This is a genomic window from Sinorhizobium fredii NGR234 (assembly GCF_000018545.1).
GTDB classification, from domain to species: Bacteria; Pseudomonadota; Alphaproteobacteria; order Rhizobiales; family Rhizobiaceae; genus Sinorhizobium; species Sinorhizobium fredii_A.
The window spans coordinates 475480-493822 of record NC_012587.1; the positions used below are offsets into that span (position 1 = coordinate 475480).

Genomic DNA, 18343 nt, shown 5'->3' on the forward strand with positions numbered 1-18343 from the left:
CGAGCGTTCATGAGCAGCCTGCGCGCACGGCTTGCGCTGTCCAGCTATCGCTGGCTCGGCACGGCGATCTACCCCTTCGTCGTGCCCTACCTGGCGGTGCGGGCGGCGAAGGGCAAGGAGGATCCGGCCCGGCGGCGCGAACGCTACGGCCATGCGAGTGCGCCGCGCCCGCCGGGGCCGCTCGTCTGGTTTCATGCGGCCAGTGTTGGGGAAACGGTTGCGGTCACCCCGCTGATCAAGGAAATCCGCCGCCGCGGCATCGCCGTGGTCCTGACCACCGGGACCACGACCTCGGCGCGCGTCGCCGCCGAGCGTCTGGGCACCGCCGTCATCCATCAATATGTGCCGCTCGATTTCAAGCCGGCGGTGAGCCGCTTCCTCGAATACTGGCAGCCGGATCTGGCGATCATCGCCGAATCGGAAATCTGGCCGATGACGATCGTCGAACTCGGACGGCGCCACATTCCGCAGGTTCTGGTCAACGGGCGCCTTTCGGACCGGACCTTCGCCCGCTGGAAGAAACGGCCGTCGCTCGCCGATGCGCTGTTCGAGAACCTCGCGCTCGTCATCGCCCAGTCCGATGTCGATGCGGAGCGCTTCCGCACGCTCGGCGCGCTGCCGGTGATGGTTTCGGGCAATCTCAAGGTCGACACCGACGCGCCGCCGCACGATCCGCAGGCGCTGCGCGATTATTCTCAGCAGATCGGTGCGCGAAAGACCTGGGCGGCGATCTCCACCTTCGAGGGCGAGGAAGAGGCGGCCGGGGTCGTTCACCACGCCTTGAAGCAGCGCAATGGCCTGCTGACGATCGTCGTTCCGCGTCATCCCGAGCGCGGCGATGCCGTCGAGGCCGCATTGGCCGCCAAGGGGCTCAAGGTTGCGCGCCGGACGCGCGGCGACCGCCTGACGCCGGACGTCGATATCTTCCTCGGCGACACGATCGGCGAAATGGGCCTTTATCTGCGGCTGACCGAGATTGCCTTCGTCGGCCGTTCGCTCTTTGCCGAAGGCGGACAGAACCCGCTGGAGCCCGCCATGCTCGGCTGCGCCGTGCTTTCGGGCGGCAATGTCCAGAATTTCCGCGAGACCTATCAGATGCTCGCCAAGAACGGCAGCGCCAAGATCGTCCGCGATGTCGAAATGCTGGCGAAGGGCGTCAACTACCTGCTCGGCAACGACGACATGCGTCGCTCGATGATCGACGCCGGGCTCGAAACCGTGCAACAGATGCGAGGCGCACTGACGGCGACGATGAAGGGGCTCGAACCCTACGTCAATCCGCTGGTGGTAAAGGCGCGGCTGGAGCCGCGCGCCGAAAGCTGACAAACATTCGGATGGAACCATGGCTGCGGGCAACGGCATCACCGGCATATTGTTCGACAAGGACGGCACGCTTCTCGACTATGCGAAGAGCTGGGTTCCCGTGAACTACGAGCTGGCGCGCATCGCCGCCAGGGGCGACGAGCGCCTCGCCAGAGTTCTGCTGCAAGCGGGCGGCATGGACCCGGACACAGGCCACGTCGCGCCCGACAGCCTGCTTGCTGCCGGCAACACCGTGGAGATTGCGACGGGCATGGTTGAAGCCGGCGCGCCGTTCACGGTGGAGGAACTGACGACGTTGTTCGACGGATTGTTTGCACAGTCCGCCGACTATGCGGTGCCGGTGACCGACCTCGGCGCCTTTTTCGCCGCACTGCATGCGAAGGGCTATCGCCTCGGCGTTGCCTCCAGCGACAACGAACGCTCGATCCGGGAAACGGCGAAGCGCTTCGGCTTCGAGAACTACCTGCACTACGTTGCCGGATACGATAGCGGCTATGGCGTCAAGCCGCAGCCCGGCATGGTGCTCGGCTTCTGCGCAGCGACCGGGCTGGCGCCGGCGCAGGTGGCGGTGGTCGGCGACAACAATCACGACATGCATATGGGCCGCAACGCCGGCGTCGGCATGACCATTGCGGTTCTGACCGGCACCGGCTCGCGCCAATCGCTGGCCGAGGCTTCCGACCATTGCCTCGCCGATATCACCGAGCTTGAAGCAGTCCTCTGACTCCGTTGAGCCGCTTGCCTTTTTTCGCGTTCTGAAGTCTCTTGTGGCGTCGCCGGCCCGCAAGAGCACGGCCGGCAGCGCCTCGCGGCGCATGGAGCAGCAAGAGCCGCGGAGGCAAGACACTCGAAAATGGTTTCCGAAGCGCCTCCGTTCTGGTGGACAAAGGCCGATTGGCGGGCCTATGCGCTCTGGCCCTTCGCCTGGGCTTACGGCCGCGTCGCGGCAATCCGCATGGACCGGGCGCGCCGCGCCATGCCGCCCGTGCCGCTCATCTGCGTCGGCAACTTCACGGTCGGCGGGGCCGGCAAGACGCCGACGGCCATCGCGCTGGCGCAGGCCGCCAAGGCGCGGGGGCTGAAGCCGGGTTTCCTGAGCCGCGGTTACGGCGGCTCCCTGGACGTCACGACGGTCGTCGATCCCGGCCATCACCGAGCCCGGGACGTCGGCGATGAACCGCTGCTGCTGGCGCGCGAGGCCCTGACGGTCGTTTGCCGCCGTCGTGTCGACGGCGCCCGCAGGCTCGCCGCCGAGGGTGCCGACATCATCATCATGGATGATGGCTTCCAGAGTGCCCGCCTTACCTTCGATTTCGCGCTGCTGGTGATCGATTCGATGCGCGGCATCGGCAACGGCCATCTCGTGCCGTCCGGCCCGGTTCGGGCGCCGATCGCCGATCAGCTTCGGCACGCCACGGCGCTTCTGAAGATCGGCCACGGTCCGGCCGCCGATCGCCTGATCCGCCGGGCGGCGCGCGCCGGCAAGGCCATCTACGTCGCCGACACGGTGCGGCTCGATGACGGATCAATGTCCGGCGTCAAGGTGCTGGCCTGGGCCGGCATTGCCGATCCGGAGAAGTTCTACCGGACGGTCCGCGACGCAGGGGCGATCGTCGAAGAGACGCGCAGCTTCCCGGACCATCACCATTTTTCAGACGACGAGATTGCCGATCTCATCGATCGCGCCGCAAGCCAGGGCTACACGCTGGTGACGACGGCCAAGGACATGGTCCGCCTCGAGCCCGGCCACGGACGGGCCGCGGAGCTGGCCGCCAAAAGCAGGGTCATCGAAATCGAGGTGCGTTTCGACGATCCGCTGGCGCCCGCCAAGATCATCGACGCGACGCTTGCCGCGGCGCGAGCGCGCAAATTGCGGGCAAATGGGAAGGGCTGAAAGCCTTACTCGGAAGCCGGCCCGTCAGGCCTGTTGCCTCGGCAGCGCCCCGGCGCGCCGTTCCGCCTCCAGCGAGGCGTCCGCGTCGATATAGGGCTCCTGCCTCGAGACGCTCCAATAGCGAAGCTCGTCGACCGGAATGGCCTTGCCGGTCATGGCGCAGACGACATGCGAGCCGGCCAGTACGATCTGAAAGTCGCCGTCGAGATACCGGATTTTCGCTTCGCGAGAGGAATTTCCGTCAAAACGGTTCATCATTTTGCGCACTTGCCTCGTCAATGCCTGTCACTTGATCTATCCCGCCCACCGCGAAAAGACCAGTGGGATTCCGAATCCGCCGCCATCGTGGCCGCGACTTCGCTTCGCGTTCCACCGCGGCCGGTATTCAACTCCGGCCGAAGAGCCGTTCTATATCGGCAAGCTTGAGCTCGATATAGGTCGGCCGGCCGTGGTTGCACTGCCCCGATCCCGGTGTCGCCTCCATCTGGCGGAGCAGCGCGTTCATCTCTTCGGGCCGCATCCGCCGACCGGAGCGGACGGAGCCATGGCACGCCATGGTCGCGGCGAGATAGTCGAGCCGCCCGGCAAGGCCATTGGCGGTGTCCCATTCGGCAAGTTCGTCGGCGAGCTGTCTCACAAGCCCTGAAGCGTCCATCTCGCCGAGCATCGCCGGCGTTTCGCGCACGGCGATCGCCCCCGGCCCGAAACGCTCGATCGAAAGTCCGAGCCGCAGGAATTCCTCCGCATGCGCCATCAGCCGGTCGCAGTCGTCCTCGGCGAGATCGACGATTTCGGGAATGAGCAGCGCCTGTGCAGGCACCGGCCGCGAATGCAGCGCCGTCCGCATCGCCTCGAAGACGAGACGTTCATGCGCGGCATGCTGGTCGACGATGACGAGGCCTTCTTCAGTCTGGGCGACGATATAATTCTCGTGGAGCTGCGCGCGTGCGGCACCGAGCGGGAATGCGGGCTCGACCGTGCCATTCGGCGCCGTCTCGGCGGGGCGCGCCGCCGGCTGCGCAAATTCCTGGAATGCCGCTTGCGGGGCCTCGGCAAAGCCGCGGGCGGGCTCGTCGAACCGCATCGGCCGATAGGGCGAGGTGGCCGCCGTCCAGGGCGCCTGCGCTCTGTGCGGCTCGGCTCGATACGCTTCCGGACGGAAGGAGCGCATCATTCCCTGGGCGCCGGTCGTCGCCGCCCGGTCGCCGCCGCGCGACAAAGCCTCGCGGATCGCCCCGATGATCAGCCCGCGGATCAGCCCGGGATCGCGGAAACGGACATCCGATTTGGCCGGATGGACGTTGACGTCGACGAGCGCGGGGTCGAGCGCAATGGAGAGCACGGCGACCGGATAGCGCCCTTGCGGAATGGTTTCGGCGTAAGCGGCGCGGATGGCGGAGAGGATCAGCTTGTCCTGCACCGGCCGGCCGTTGACGAAGGCATATTGCTGCAGCGAGTTGCCGCGGTTGAAGGTCGGCACGCCGGCAAATCCGCTGAGCCGCGCCTCTTCGCGTTCCGCATCGATCCCGATGGCATTGTCACGAAAGTCCTTGCCCAGCACCTGCGCCATGCGCGCCAACCGATCGTCGCCCGTCGCCGGAAATTCGAGCGTCGAGCGATCCGAACCGGATACCACGAACCGCACCTTCGGAAAGGCGATCGCCATGCGGCGGACGACTTCGGAAATCGCCGCGGCTTCGGCCTTTTCCGTTTTCATGAACTTGAGCCGCGCCGGTGTAGCGAAGAAAAGGTCGCGCACCTCGACGACGGTCCCGACATTGGCGGGCGAGGGGCGGACCGACTCCGTCTTGCCGCCGATCACCGAGATCGCCGCCCCCTCCCTGGCACCCGCCGTTCGCGTGGTGATCGACAGACGCGCCACCGACCCTATCGAGGGGAGGGCTTCGCCGCGGAAGCCGAGGGTGCGGATGTCCGTAAGCGTGTCGTCAATCTTGGACGTGCAATGCCGGCGGATCGCCAGTTCGAGATCGGCGGGCGACATGCCGTTGCCGTTGTCGGTCACCCGGAGCAGCGTCTTGCCGCCGCCGGCCGTCGCCACCTCGATCCTGGTTGCGCCGGCGTCGAGGGCATTTTCGATCAGCTCCTTGGCGGCGCTGGCGGGCCGCTCGATGACTTCACCGGCGGCGATCTGGTTGATGAGCGTTTCCGAGAGTTGCTTGATGGCCATGGCCCATTTTCCAGGATTCGGCGAAGGAGGGGAAGGGGCTTCCGCGCGCTCGCAATCGGTGGGGAGACGCAAACTGGCGCCCGTCGTGCGGAAGATCGGCAAATTTGGGAAGCCGGTTTAATTCGGCCTTAACGTTCTGCTGCGATTTTCCACAACAACCTGAATGATAACGGGTTTCGTTCTTTGGAGCACCGCGGCGTTGCTGGACGCCGCCCGGATCCCGCCCGAAGAGTGCCGTCAACCGGCCAGCCAGCATGTCCCGCAACAAAACCGCCGCTGCAGCGCCGCGTCCAGGCGCAGGTGCTGCGACATGCAAGATTGCTGTATGACTCCAAGAAGACTCATGCAGCCGGCGAGACGAGGGCAGTGCAATGAACGATGTGGCGTCGGGCGGCGCGGACATCAGCAGGATCGTTCTGGAGTCGAGTTGCGACGCGCTTGGCCTTGCGCTGCTCGTCTGCGGGCGGGACGACACGATCCTCCATGCCAGCGCCTCGATGCTGCAGTTCTTTCCCGTTCAGCCTCATCTGCTGAAGCCCGGCACGCGGCTTCGCGATTTCCTCGGGGCGGTCTACGACACCGGTTTGCGCCCAGGAACCCTTCCCGAAAGCAGCCGTCGCCGTGCGAACCGCGAGGACTGGATCGCCGAGCAAATGGGCCTCCATTGGCGCGAGCGCTACGAAAGCGTCGAGCGGGCCGGCCGCACACGCTGGATCTGCCTGCGCAAGCGCCGCCTGTCGAGCGGCATGGGCATTTTGTCGGTCAGCGACGTCTCCGACCAGAAGAAGCGCGAGGAACAGCTCCATACCGACCTCGAGCGCGTCGAACTCACCGAGCAGATTCTCGATGCCCAGCCCAATCCCATCTGCGTCAAGGACCGCAATCTGAACTATATCGCTGCGAACAAGGCTTTCTGCGCCATTCATGACGTGGCGCCGGAGGCGATCCTCGGTCGTTCGGCCTGGGATGTCGTGGACGCCGAGCTTGCGGAACGCTTCGAGCAGTCGGATCGACATGTGCTGGCGACCGGCAGGCCGCACTCGGAGGCGGAACATATCGTCCGTGCCGACGGCAGCGACCTGTGGGTCGTGACGCGCAAGTATCGCGTCGGCGTGCCGGGGCGCCACTTCGTCGTCACCTGCATGAACGACGTGACCGACATAGCCGCCTGGTATCACGGCGCGGAAGATGGCGGCGGCAATTCGGGGCTGCAGATCCGCGACTACAGCATCTTCACGCCGGCCCAGAATTTCTATGATCCGTTCCGGGCGTTGAACGTCCAGCAACTCGTCGACGCCGGTTCGATGATCGAGACGCTGCCGGCCCGCGGTCTGCGGGTGCTCCTGGCGACGGCGGACAGGGAAATGGAGGATCGGATCGTCGCCCGGCTGCGCGGTTCGGGCCTCGACGCCTGCGCCGTGCGAAATCGGGAAGAGCTCGATGCTTTTGCCGCCACCGCCGGGGACTGCGGCGTGAAGCTCGATATTCTGGCGCTGGATACCGCTTTGCCGGCCAGGGACGCGATCCTCGCCGGGTGGAAGACCTGCCCGGTGCTCGAAGTCTCCTCGCAAGCCGATGCGACGACCCTGCTCGGTGAAATCTTCAAGGCTTGCACCGACCGGCATCAGGCGCGCTCGCATTTTCCGCCGGCGGATTGGGAGGTCTCTTTCGAAGGGGATGCGACGGCCCGCACAAGTGCATCCGAAGTCGAGGTGCTCGTTGCCGAGGATAATCAGATCAACCAGTTCGTTTTCGCGCAGATACTGGACGGTCTCGGCGTCTCCTATCGGATTGCCGCGAACGGCCGGGAAGCAGTTGAACTCTGGCAAGAGCTCCAGCCGTCTCTCGTTCTGATGGACATATCGATGCCGGTCATGAACGGCTTCGAAGCCGCAGCTGCCATCCGCGACGCGGAAAGCCAGACAGGACGCCGCACGCCGATCATTGCGGTCACCGCGCAGGCCCTGGACATCGACCTTAAGCGGTGCGAGGCGTCGGGAATGGACGATCACATCATGAAGCCGATCAGTCCAGATATGATCGAGGCGCTGCTGCGGAAACATATGCGTCCCGCCACCGTGCGGCTGACGGCCTAAATCGGCTACTGCATGATTCCTTAAATCGGAATCGATTTAGGGACAAAATCATGCAGCATTTCAAAGTGCTACAGCGACCTTGGCGCGTCCGATTGGACGCGCGGCGCTGTAGTAGCGCCAGCGACGGGCCCCGGCACCATAGATTTGACGGTCAGTCGCTATCGGATTGTTAACCGCCGATTGTCATCGTTCGCTGCAAGGTTCCTTCATCGGCGCCACACCCGGGAGAAACAGCCCAGTCGTTGGAAATCTGCGGCAAGCCTCGCGCCTGGTACGCGCGGTGTCGCTCCAAGGCTGCAAGAGTTGAGCACTACAGGAATGAGCACGTCGGCCAAGCAGCTACTTCCCCGCCCGGACATCGGTCCCGACCGAAAGGGCGTGCTGCGTTCGGCGCCGGCGCGCGCTCCGGCCGGGAGCGCATCGCAATGATTCTCGCCGAGCTTGCCAGCGACCGCCGCGGTCCGGACAGGCTGCCCTTCGTCGATCCGTTGACGGGCCTGGGCAATGCACAGCAATTGCGACACAAGGTATGCGAGCTTGCCGCCGAGCGCGCCAGCGATCCCGCCCCGTTCACGATCGGCCTGGCCAATCTCGATGGCTTCAAGCCGATCAACGATCTTTTCGGGCCGGAGGCAGGCGATCGCATCCTTCGCCAGGTGGCGCAGAGATTGACGGCCTGCGTTCCGGAAGGGGCGACGGTGATCCGCACGGCCGACGACGAGTTCGCCCTCGTGCTGCCGCTGGTCTTCGAGCGCAAGAGCGCCGAGAAGCTTGGCCAGATGCTGAAGGAAATCCTCTCTGCTCCCTTCGATCTCGGCGACCGCACCGTTCGGCTGTCCGCCTCGTTCGGCTTTGCCGTCTATCCCTTTGCCGGTGCCGAATTCGAGGATCTTTTGAAAAGCGCCGACACGGCGCTTTACCGTTCGAAACGCCGCGGCCGCGGCCAGATTACGGTCTACTCGCAGGAGATCGCCCAGGAGATGAAGCGGGCGACGCAGCTTGAGCAGGCTTTGCGCAACGCGATCATCGCTGAAGAGATCGACGTCCACTTCCAGCCGATCGTCGACCTTCGCAACGACGGCGTCGTTGGTTTCGAAGCGCTTGCCAGGTGGTGTGATCCGGAGTTCGGCTACGTCTCGCCGTCCGTCTTCGTGCCGCTGGCGGAGGAGCGCGGCTTCATCGAGGCGCTTGCCGAAATGCTGCTGCGCAAGGCGGCACAGACGGCGCTGGCGTGGCCGAAGGAATTGTTTCTCTCCTTCAACCTGTCGTCTGCGCAATTGATGGACCCGGCGACGAGCGGCCGCCTCCTGGCGATCGTCCACCAGGTCGGCCTCGACCCGCGCCGCCTCGAACTGGAGATCACCGAAACCGCTGTGATGGCGGATGCCGATGTGGCCCAGAAGATCGTCTCCGAATTGCGGGCCGCCGGCGTGCGCGTTTCGCTCGACGATTTCGGCACCGGCCAATCGAGCCTTTGCCGGCTGCGTGATTTCTCCTTCGACAAGGTCAAGATCGACCGCGCCTTCGTCTCGCGGATTTCAGCCGATCGGGCCTCCGAACATATTGTCAAGGCGATCGTATCAATGTGCGAGGGCCTCGAGCTCGAGGTGGTCGCCGAGGGCATCGAGGACATTTCCGAAGTGCTGAAGTTGAAAGCGCTCGGCTGCGGCATGGGACAGGGCTACTTCTACGGCAAGCCGGCCGATGCGGTCGCCACCTTGCGCTATCTCTCGGACCGTCACCGCGAACCCGCTGCGGCGCGCTGACGCTCGCGCGCCCTGCAAGGATAAAATGAGAGCGGCGCCATTCGGCGCCGCTCCATTTCGTCGGTCTAGGACTTGCCTACTGCTGAGGTGCCGGTTCGGCCGGTGCCGGCGCCGGGGTTGTGCCGGTAGCCGACGTGGTCGATGTGTCAACCGGCTGCGCCGCGTTGCGTTCGGCCATCAGCTGCGACTTCGTCTTGAATTCCGGCGCGCCCTTCAGGGATTCCGCCGTTTCGGTTGTCGTCAGCTTCAGCGCATCAGAGTCGGGCTGCTCGGTGACTTCGATGCTCTCGAACGGCACCGCGACGTTTTTCTCACCGATTCCGAGGAATCCGCCGACGCCGACGACGGCAGCAGCGACACCGCCTTCCTTCTTGATGATCAGGTCGTTGATCTCGCCGATGCTTTCGTCATTGGCGTTATAAACCGACTGACCGATATAGGTGTTGGCGGAAATCTGGTCCTCGGCCTGCTCCGTCAGATAGGAACCGGCTGCCGCCATATCGGTCGACTTGTCTGCCGGTGCCGGCGTCTGTGCCTGGTCAGCCGGGGCCGGAGCTGCGGGCTCCATGGTCTGTGTTTCGGGAGCCGGGGCGGGAGGTGGTGTAGTGGTTTCCTGCGCGAAGCTCATCGGAGCGACGGCAACGCCCACGAGAAGCGCGCCGGCGGCAACGGAAGATATAAATTTGTCAGTCATATCAATCTTGCCTTTCGTTGACGTTGTCGGACAAGGCGCAGCCTCGGGACTCCCGATTGCGCCGCGCCGGTGGTACTCAAGCAACGTCCGGCAGCCGAAACTGTTCCGGAAAAAATCAAAATCTAAAGCTGGTGGTTGTCTTCGCTTCCAAATGGCTGCAACCTGGCGATACAAAGGTCGGTTGGCACCTCAGATGAAAAAGAAACGCCGCGCGTCGAAATCGACACGCGGCGCGATGTATCCTGAAGAACAGTTCTTGAGTAGCGGGATGCACTCACATACGTTCGCGCCGCCGCTCTAAACCTTTGTTTTTGCCGCATTTGTGCGACGTCAGGTGCCTCCACCTGACTGCAAAATGCTCTGGATCACGATGATTTTAGGTCGGATCGACTCAAAATCATGAACGTGATCGATTCCAATAGGAGCGGGATGCGGGCGGAAAACCACACACACTTTTCCTCATCCCGCTCTAGTGGCTTTCGCGATGCACCTCGCTACCGCTGTTGCCAACGAGGAAATCGAGATCGGCACCCTTGTCGGCCTGCAGCACGGTGTCGTGATAGAGCTTGTAATAGCCGCGCTGCCATTTCTGCTCCGGCGGCTGCCAGGCTGCCATGCGGTTTGCGAACTCCTCCTCGCTGATCAGGAGGTTCAATTCGCCCTTCATGGAGTCGAGCCGGATGCGGTCGCCGGTCTTGACGATCGCCAGCGGGCCACCCGCATTGGCTTCGGGGCTGACATGCAGAACGACGGTGCCGAAAGCGGTGCCGGACATCCGCGCATCCGAGATGCGCACCATGTCGCGAACACCCTTTTCCACGAGACGGCGCGGGATCGGCATGTTGCCGACCTCGGCCATGCCGGGATAGCCCTTCGGGCCGCAACCCTTCAGCACGAGGATCGTATCCTCGGTGACCGGCAGGTCCGGATCGTCGATCTTCGCCTTGAGGTCCTCGATCGTCTCGAAGACATAGGCCGGCCCTTCATGGGCAAGCAGGTGCTCGCTTGCCGCCGACGGTTTGATCACCGCGCCGTTCGGCGCCAGATTGCCCTTCAGCACCCGGATGCCGGCGGCGGCGCGGAGCGGATTGTCGAGCGGACGGATGACGTCGTCGTTGTAGACCTCGGCCCCTTCCCAATATTTGCTGATCGGCACGCCGAACACCGTCGGCGCGTCGGCATGCATCAGGTGCTGGATGCGGTTCATCACCGCCGGCAGGCCGCCCGCATAGGCGAGGTCTTCGATCAGGTACTTGCCGGACGGCATGCAGTTGACGATGCAGGGCACCTGGCCGCCGACGCGGTCGAAATCCTCGAGACAGAGATCGACACCGGCGCGTCCGGCAATCGCCAGGAGATGGACGACGGCGTTGGTCGAGCCGCCGACGGCGGCATTGGCGATGATGCCGTTCTCGAAGTTCTTTCGCGTCAGGACTTTCGACAGCCTCAAGTCCTCGTGCACCATGTCGACGATCCGCTTGCCGGTCATGTGCGCCAGCGCCATGCGGCGCGCATCGACGGCCGGCAGCGCCGCATTGGTCGGCAGCGATAGGCCCATCGCCTCGACTACAGAGGCCATGGTGGTTGCCGTGCCCATCGTCATGCACACGCCCGGCGAGCGCGACATGCCGCTTTCGGCGGCCATGAATTCCTGCAGGCTCATTTCGCCGGCACGCACGGCTTCCGAGAACTTCCACACATCGGTACCCGAACCGATGTCCTTGCCCTTCCATTTGCCGTTGAGCATCGGACCGGAGGAGACGACGATCGTCGGCAGGTCGACGGAGGCCGCGCCCATCAACTGGCCCGGCGTCGTCTTGTCGCAGCCGCCGAGCAGCACCACGCCGTCGATGCCGTAGGCGCGGATTGCCTCTTCGACGTCCATCGCCAGGAGATTGCGGAACAGCATGGCGGTCGGCCGCATCTGCGTTTCGCCGAGCGACGAGACGGGAAATTCGACCGGGAAGCCGCCGGCCTCCCACACGCCGCGTTTGACGCCCTCTGCAAGAATGCGCAGGTGGCTGTTGCACGGCGTCAGCTCCGACCAGGTGTTGCAGATGCCGATGATCGGCCGGCCATCGAAGACATGGTCCGGAAAGCCCTGGTTTTTCATCCAGGACCGGTGAATGAAGCCGTCCTTGTGGGTGCCGCCGTACCAGTGTCGGCTTCTCAGTTCTTTCTTCTTATCGCTCATCCGAGCACTCCCTTTCGATGCGCGATTCACCGCATGAATTAATTGTATGACTTTTTCTCGGCGCCGCCAGCATTTGTTCTGATTTGGGTCCGAAAGAGAGGCCGATCTCCGCCAGCGGTCCTGGCACTAGAGCTGGAACGCCGGCTCGAAGCGGCCCTTGACTTCAATGCCGAGCTCGAAGGTCTTGCCGGCGTTCGGGTCGGCCGAGCGTGCCGCGTCGTCGAGATCCTGCCATGCCGAGGTGACCAGCAGCCGGTCCGCTTTCGTGCCGATGAAGGCCGGGCAACTCGGCTGCGTCGCCGGCACGGCGTAGCGGGCCACCTTTCGGCCGTCGGGCTTGTACACCTCGACGGCGCCGGCACCCCAGCGGGAATTCCAGATCAAGCCATCGGCATCGCAGACCGAGCCGTCGATCCCGCCCGGTGCGGCGCTCTCGTCGGAAAGAACGGCCGGATCGCCGGTCGGCAGCCCGGTGGCCGGATCGATCGAGACGCGCATCAGGTGATTGACGTCCGTGTCGGTGAAATAGGCGGTGGCGCCATCCGGCGAAAAGCAGATGCCGTTCGGGATGGTGATATTGCCGTAGAGCTTCGTTACCCGGTTGCCGGCGACGTGGTAGATCGCGCCCGCGTGCTTCTCGGCCCTGCGCCCCATGGTGCCGATCCAGAGTGAGCCCGAGGCATGGACGCGCCCGTCATTGGAGCGGTTGCCCGGCTTGTCTTCGAGCGCCGCGAAGGGGCTGAGCTCGAAGCTTGCCGTGTCGCGCACGAAGAGCCCCTGGTCCGAGGCGATCAATTGCAGGCCGGGATCGATGGTGGCGAGCACGCTGCCGAGAAAGGGCAGCGGGTGAATCGTCTTGCGTCCGCTGTCGAGATGAAGCTCGTGCAGTTCCTGCCCTTTGATGTTGAACCACCAGGCGGTGTCGGTCGCGGGGTCATAGGTCGGGCCTTCACCGAGTTCGGACGCGAAGTCGCAAACGATGCGACCGGAAAAGGGAACAAGGTCGGTCATCGCGGGCCTCCATAGACGGCGTCATAGGCCGCGAGCGTGGCCACCGCCCGCTGCCTGACATCCGCGGCGCTCATCCCCGGCTTGTAGAGGCTCGAGCCGAGCCCGAAGCTGCGGACGCCGATCTTGGCGTAATCGCCGAAATTGGTTTCCGAAACGCCGCCGACGGCGGCGATCTCCAAATCGCCCGGAAGCACGGCCCGAATGGCACCAATGCCGGACGGGCCGAGGACGCTCGCCGGGAAGAATTTCAGTCCGCTCGCGCCCGCCGCGGCGGCCGCGAGTGCTTCCGTCGGCGTGAAGACGCCGGGCATCGTCACCATGCCCTTGGCCGCGGCAAGCCGAATGACCGACGGCTCGACATTGGGGCTGACCATGAGGCGCCCGCCGACGTCGTCGAGCTGCTCAACCTGCTCCGTCGTCAGCACCGTGCCGGCGCCGATGAGGCAATGGCCCGGCGCCATCTTCACCGCGGTTTCGATGGAGCGGAACGGGTCGGGCGAGTTCAACGGAATCTCGATCGCCGTGAAGCCTGCCTCGATCAAGGCGCCGACGACGCTCCCGGTCTCTTCTGGCTTCAGGCCGCGCAGAATCGCGATCAGCGGATATTTCATCGGTGGCAAGGGGATGCGGTTCATCATCTTCTTCCGTCAAAGGGGCCAAATGGCTTGGGCAGCGGCCGAAAGGCCGGCCCGCACCGCCTCGTCGGCGTCGACAAGCCGGACTGCGATCCCCTGGCTTTCGAGCGCCGAGCGATAGAGCGCACCAAGCCTGCCGGAGCCGACGAGGCAGATGCCGTCTACCGAGCCCGCCGATGCCAGCGCTCCGGCAATCTCCAGGCCGATCAGCGTTCCGGACAGGCGAGCCTTGGCGTCGGCGGCGCTCAGGCCGTGGAGCAACTGTCCGGCCCGGACGGAGAACAGGAGGTTGGTCGCCAGCGCCGGATTTTCCCGCGCCCGCGTGACCGCATCGGCAAAGGCCGCGCTGTCGGCGGCAATGGCATCTGCCTCCGCCACGGCATGGCTGAGAATCGTATGCTTCGAGATGGCGTCGAACAATTCGCCGGTCATGAAAGTCGAAAAGCCGTCGACCGTTTGTCCGGAAAGCCGGACCCACTTGCTGTGGGTGCCCGGCATGCACACGAGGTGCCGGCCGTGATCGAGCATGCCGGCGGCGCCGAGCAGTTGCGTCTCCTCGCCGCGCATGACATCCGGGTGCCGGCCGTCTCGCTGGGCCAGCCCCGGCAGGATGCGGATGTCGCGATCCACGTCCGGAACGGCGATCGCATGTCCCGCGATGGCGCCAAGCGCTGCCGGCGTTTCCAGATATCCGGCTTCTTTCCAGCCCTGGCGGGCGCCCGCCATGCCGCAGATGATGATCGGCAAGTGGGCCGGTGCCGAAACGGCGGCCAGATGGCTGTCGAGGACGGCGTGAAAGCCGGTTCTTGCCGCGGTCGTCATGCCTTCCGCGCTGCGGCGCTCGGCGAGCGCTGCCCCGTCTTCTCCGATGAGCCACAAGCGGAAGCTCGAGGTCCCCCAGTCCACCGCGGCATAGTAGCCTGCCGTCATCAAAACACCCCTCCATCGATGATCATGGTCTGCGCCGTCATTGCTCCCGAACAATCCGACGCCAGAAAGAGGCAGGGGCCGACGAGATCTTCGGCAACCAGCATCCGCTTCAGGCACTGCCTGTTCTGCATCCCGGCGATCGTTTCCTCCGTCAGCCAGAGCCGCCTCTGCCGTTCGGTGACGATCATGCCGGGCAGGATGGCATTGACGCGGATATTGTCCGGCCCGAGCTTTCCGGCGAGCGACTTGGTAAGGCCGATGATACCTGCCTTTGCCGTTGCGTAGGCAGGTATTTCGGGCATGTTCAGCTTGAAGGCGATCGACGAGAAATTGATGATCGACCCGCCGCCCGCCTGTCGCATATGCGGCGCGACCGCCTGGGAGAGGAAGAAGAAATGCCTGAGATTGACCGCCAGGCTATCGTCCCAGCTTTCCTTGGTCACCGCCTCGAGGGGCTGCCGGTCGTCCCGTGCGGCATTGTTGACGAGCACGCCAATCGGCCCGAGCGCCGCGACGGCCGCATCCGCGGCGTTTTTTGCCTGCTCGACGTCCGCGAGATCGGCGTGAATGAATTCGGGCCTTTGCCCCGTTTCGGCGGCAAGCTTGTCCGCGAGCGTCCGGCTTGAGTCCTCGGCAATATCGATGAAGGCAACGCGCGCCCCCTGTCGCAGAAAGCCCTCGACCAGAGCGGCGCCGATGCCGGATCCGCCGCCGCTCACCAGCACGCCGCGATCACGCAAGTCGGGAAACTGACTGCTTGGCGGCGTCATCAAGCGGATTCTCCTTGAATATAGACAGGTTTTGAGTTCCATTATTTGGAACAGAGTTTTATTTTCTGGAATTATCGCGCCACGGCTTTTATCCTGTCAAGGTGGCAAGCGCGCGAAAGCTGATGAAGTGGAGCGTACGAACGTGACGGATCTGGAAAGCGAGGGGCCGGGGACCGGCACTCTGGGTAAGGCCTTGGCTGTTCTCGAGGCCGTTGCGGCGGCCGACCGTCCGCAGCGCTTCACCGATATCCTTCAATCCGTCCGCCAGCCGCGCGGCACGCTGCATCGGCTGCTCGGGCATCTCGTCGATGAAGGCCTGTTGGTGCAGCGAGGCGATCTTTCCTACGAACCCGGGCTGCGCCTCCTGAAGCTTGCCTATCGCTCCTGGTCCGGCAACCAGTTCCGCGACATCGCCGAACCGCACCTGCTTCGTCTGCATGAGTTGACCGGCGAAACCGTTCATCTCGGCATATTGCGCGAAACCGAGATCATCTATGTCGACAAGGTCGAAAGCCGTCAGACGGTGCGCATGAGTTCGCAGATCGGCAAGGCCTCGCCGGCCTATTGCACGGGGATTGGCAAGGCGGCCCTGTCATCCCTTGCCCAGGGCGAACTGGAGCGAATCGCGGCAAAGACGCAATTCGTCCCGTTCACCCAGCGCACGCATCGCTCGGCCATCTCGCTGCTTGCCGAAATTGAAGAGATTCGCCGCGACGGACATGCTTTCGACCGCGAGGAGCATGAAGCCGAAATCTGTTGTGTGGCGGCGCCAATCGTCGTTCGCGAACACGAGCTGGTTGCCGGCGTATCGGTGACCGGGCCTTCCTATCGCGTCACCATGACGCAATTGGCGGCTTGGGCCGCGGATGTGCGCAACGCCGCGGCGAAGATCGAAGAGGAGGCCAGAATCCGGCTGGGGCCCGGGCGCGGCGGCCGCTAGCATTGCTTTACGGTAAATTAGAAGTTTCGACTGGACGTGGAGACTATAGATCGCTAGCTTCAACTTTCCAGACCCGCTTCCACGACTGGTTGCAGACTCGCGCGGGATCTGGTCCTTGGCGAAAGCGCTAAGAGAAGTTTATGACGGTGAACCAGCCGGACTCGCAACGGAGCGAGCAAGCTGCGGGAGGCGAGCGGAACGATGATGGATTTCAACGCGGACATTACTTCACTGGTCCTTCCCGACGGTCGCTCGATCAATGACGCGATTGGCAATGAAGACGATGTCAAGCGCGTTCTCGACCAGATTTCGGACGCTTTCGGATTTCGCGGCTTCATGGTGCTGGCCATTCCGGACTCCGGGTGCCACAGCCTTGCCGCGCAGGCGCTGCTCACCTCTTGGCCGATGGAATTCCTGCGGCGCTATGACAGCGCCGGCCTGATCGAGGGAAGCCCCGTGATCCAGCGGTTGCGCCGGAGTACCATCCCCTTCACCTATGATGCGCATCTTTTGGCGCGCAGGCGCGTGGACGGCAAGGGCGAGGCCGCGATCAGCGTCTTCGAGGCGGCCGGCATGCCGCGCGGCCTTTATCTTCCGGTTCACGACGCAAAGGGAGGCCGCGCCGCGATCGCCTTTGGCGGAGACAGGGAGGTGGTTTCGAGCGACGAAATGCAGGCGCTGAATTTCTGGGCAGGGCTCCTCTATAGCCGGCTTTCCGAAGTCAGGACGCACGACCGACGCCGGCCGGGCAGCCTTTCGCGGCGTGAGATCGAATGTCTGCGCTGGGCCGCGGCGGGGAAGACGACCGTGGAGATGGCGCGAATCATGGCGCTTTCCGAATACACGGTGAACCATTACCTGAACCGGGCGACCCGCAAGCTCGATTCCGTCAACCGGGTTCAGACGGTCGCCAAGGCGATGCGGGCCGGCCTTATCAATTAGTAGAACAAGCCTCGCTGCGGCCCGCCAAGCGTCCGGCCGCGCGAAACGAAATACACAGCCTTTTGCCGCCGACGGGAGATCCTTGCCGATCAACTGTTGGCAATCCTGCGCGGCTCAGGCTATTTGATACATGATGAATGTCATGGAACGCGCGAATGCAAGATACGATGACGACCGGGATGACTGACGTCGAACTACCCCGGGGCGGTGATTTCGCGTCTGAGATCGCAAAGCTGGAGACTCAGTTCGATATTATCCGCTACATGCGGCGGATTACGCATATTTTCGGTTTCAAGACGTTCCTCATCTGCTCGATTCCGCCGATCGACATGGAGCGGCTTTCCGCCGCCACCGTGATTTCCAACATGCCGGCCGAACTTCTCAACAAATACGACAGCCTGTCGATGCTGCGCTTCAGCACGGGCGTTCGTCGGTTGAGGGAGACGACGACCCCCTTCCAGATCACGCTTGAAGATTGGGAGAGCGAGGGTGGCACGCCGGATTCCGCCGCGGATTACATTGTGATGCTGCGCGAGAACGGTATCTTCCAGGCAAACTATTTCCCGGTCCATGACGCCGAAGGCGGCCGCGGCGCGGTCATTCTCATGGGTCCGGAGGCAGACCTGCCGATGACCGCGGCGATGGAACTGCAGATGATCGCGATCCACGTCTACAACCGTCTCGCCGAGATCGGCTCCGTCTGGAAGAGCAGCAGCACAACCCTCTCGGAGCGGGAAATCCAGTGCCTGAGCTGGACGGCCGCCGGCAAGACGAGCGCCGAAATCGCGGGGATCCTCGGCCTCTCCGAGCATACCGTCAATCACTACCTCAACCATGTCACCAAGAAGCTCGACGCCGTCAACCGCACGCAAGCGGTCGTGAAGGCGATGAAGAAGGGCTATATCAGCTAGGCTTCTGTCGGCCCTGGGCAGTTGCTCGATTGCGGCCGCGGTGCTGTGC

Annotated in this window: 16 protein-coding genes; 8 read left to right on the forward strand and 8 right to left on the reverse strand. The window is 64.0% G+C overall.

The annotated features are described in order from the left end of the window. Positions 1 to 9: 9 nt before the first annotated feature. From waaA to lpxK, 3 genes are all read left to right on the forward strand, one after another. Positions 10 to 1323 (forward strand): lipid IV(A) 3-deoxy-D-manno-octulosonic acid transferase, encoded by a 1314-nt coding sequence (gene waaA, locus NGR_RS13495; protein WP_012707006.1) that lies wholly within the window; start codon positions 10 to 12, stop codon positions 1321 to 1323. A 19-nt stretch (positions 1324 to 1342) separates the two neighbouring features. Continuing rightward, positions 1343 to 2047, forward strand: coding sequence for an HAD family hydrolase (locus tag NGR_RS13500; RefSeq protein ID WP_012707007.1), 705 nt, complete (start codon positions 1343 to 1345; stop codon positions 2045 to 2047). 129 nt (positions 2048 to 2176) lie between these two features. Next, positions 2177 to 3217 (forward strand): tetraacyldisaccharide 4'-kinase, encoded by a 1041-nt coding sequence (gene lpxK / locus NGR_RS13505; RefSeq protein ID WP_012707008.1) that lies wholly within the window; start codon positions 2177 to 2179, stop codon positions 3215 to 3217. A gap of 24 nt (positions 3218 to 3241) precedes the next feature. On the opposite strand, the gene NGR_RS13510 is transcribed toward lpxK, so the two are convergent. Both NGR_RS13510 and mutL read right to left on the reverse strand, forming a co-directional pair. Next, entirely contained in the window at positions 3242 to 3475 is a 234-nt protein-coding gene (locus NGR_RS13510) for a DUF2093 domain-containing protein (RefSeq protein WP_012707009.1), read from the reverse strand. A 127-nt stretch (positions 3476 to 3602) separates the two neighbouring features. Continuing rightward, the gene (gene mutL, locus NGR_RS13515) at positions 3603 to 5405 is read right to left on the reverse strand and encodes a DNA mismatch repair endonuclease MutL (protein ID WP_012707010.1); all 1803 of its coding nucleotides are present in this window, start codon (positions 5403 to 5405) and stop codon (positions 3603 to 3605) included. Between the two features lie 371 nt (positions 5406 to 5776). Between mutL and NGR_RS13520 the strand changes: the two genes are divergently transcribed. Together NGR_RS13520 and NGR_RS13525 are read left to right on the forward strand one after the other, a co-directional pair. After that, complete coding sequence (locus NGR_RS13520) at positions 5777 to 7501, forward strand: response regulator (protein ID WP_012707011.1); 1725 nt, start codon at positions 5777 to 5779, stop codon at positions 7499 to 7501. Positions 7502 to 7926: 425 nt separating this feature from the next. Continuing rightward, entirely contained in the window at positions 7927 to 9267 is a 1341-nt protein-coding gene (locus NGR_RS13525) for a putative bifunctional diguanylate cyclase/phosphodiesterase (RefSeq protein ID WP_012707012.1), read from the forward strand. Between the two features lie 76 nt (positions 9268 to 9343). On the opposite strand, the gene NGR_RS13530 is transcribed toward NGR_RS13525, so the two are convergent. The 6 genes from NGR_RS13530 to NGR_RS13555 form a co-directional block, all read right to left on the reverse strand. After that, entirely contained in the window at positions 9344 to 9961 is a 618-nt protein-coding gene (locus NGR_RS13530) for a PRC-barrel domain-containing protein (protein WP_164924585.1), read from the reverse strand. A 469-nt stretch (positions 9962 to 10430) separates the two neighbouring features. Further along, complete coding sequence (locus NGR_RS13535) at positions 10431 to 12155, reverse strand: IlvD/Edd family dehydratase (RefSeq protein ID WP_012707014.1); 1725 nt, start codon at positions 12153 to 12155, stop codon at positions 10431 to 10433. 126 nt (positions 12156 to 12281) lie between these two features. Beyond that, positions 12282 to 13166, reverse strand: a complete 885-nt coding sequence (locus NGR_RS13540) for an SMP-30/gluconolactonase/LRE family protein (protein ID WP_012707015.1) — start codon at positions 13164 to 13166, stop codon at positions 12282 to 12284. Further along, on the reverse strand, positions 13163 to 13801 hold the full coding sequence (locus tag NGR_RS13545) for a 2-dehydro-3-deoxy-6-phosphogalactonate aldolase (protein ID WP_164924185.1): 639 nt from the start codon (positions 13799 to 13801) through the stop codon (positions 13163 to 13165). The genes NGR_RS13540 and NGR_RS13545 overlap by 4 nt, the downstream gene beginning before the upstream one ends. A gap of 12 nt (positions 13802 to 13813) precedes the next feature. After that, positions 13814 to 14731 (reverse strand): 2-dehydro-3-deoxygalactonokinase, encoded by a 918-nt coding sequence (locus NGR_RS13550; RefSeq protein ID WP_012707017.1) that lies wholly within the window; start codon positions 14729 to 14731, stop codon positions 13814 to 13816. Continuing rightward, the gene (locus tag NGR_RS13555; RefSeq protein ID WP_012707018.1) at positions 14731 to 15501 is read right to left on the reverse strand and encodes an SDR family NAD(P)-dependent oxidoreductase; all 771 of its coding nucleotides are present in this window, start codon (positions 15499 to 15501) and stop codon (positions 14731 to 14733) included. The genes NGR_RS13550 and NGR_RS13555 overlap by 1 nt, the downstream gene beginning before the upstream one ends. 142 nt (positions 15502 to 15643) lie before the next feature. On the opposite strand from NGR_RS13555, the gene NGR_RS13560 reads away from it, so the two are divergent. From NGR_RS13560 to NGR_RS13570, 3 genes are all read left to right on the forward strand, one after another. Further along, complete coding sequence (locus NGR_RS13560; protein WP_012707019.1) at positions 15644 to 16441, forward strand: IclR family transcriptional regulator; 798 nt, start codon at positions 15644 to 15646, stop codon at positions 16439 to 16441. A gap of 201 nt (positions 16442 to 16642) precedes the next feature. Next, positions 16643 to 17383: a LuxR family transcriptional regulator gene (locus NGR_RS13565; RefSeq protein ID WP_012707020.1), complete on the forward strand. Its 741-nt coding sequence runs from the start codon at positions 16643 to 16645 to the stop codon at positions 17381 to 17383. Positions 17384 to 17520: 137 nt separating this feature from the next. Further along, the gene (locus NGR_RS13570; protein ID WP_012707021.1) at positions 17521 to 18294 is read left to right on the forward strand and encodes a LuxR family transcriptional regulator; all 774 of its coding nucleotides are present in this window, start codon (positions 17521 to 17523) and stop codon (positions 18292 to 18294) included. The last annotated feature ends 49 nt before the right edge of the window (positions 18295 to 18343 follow it).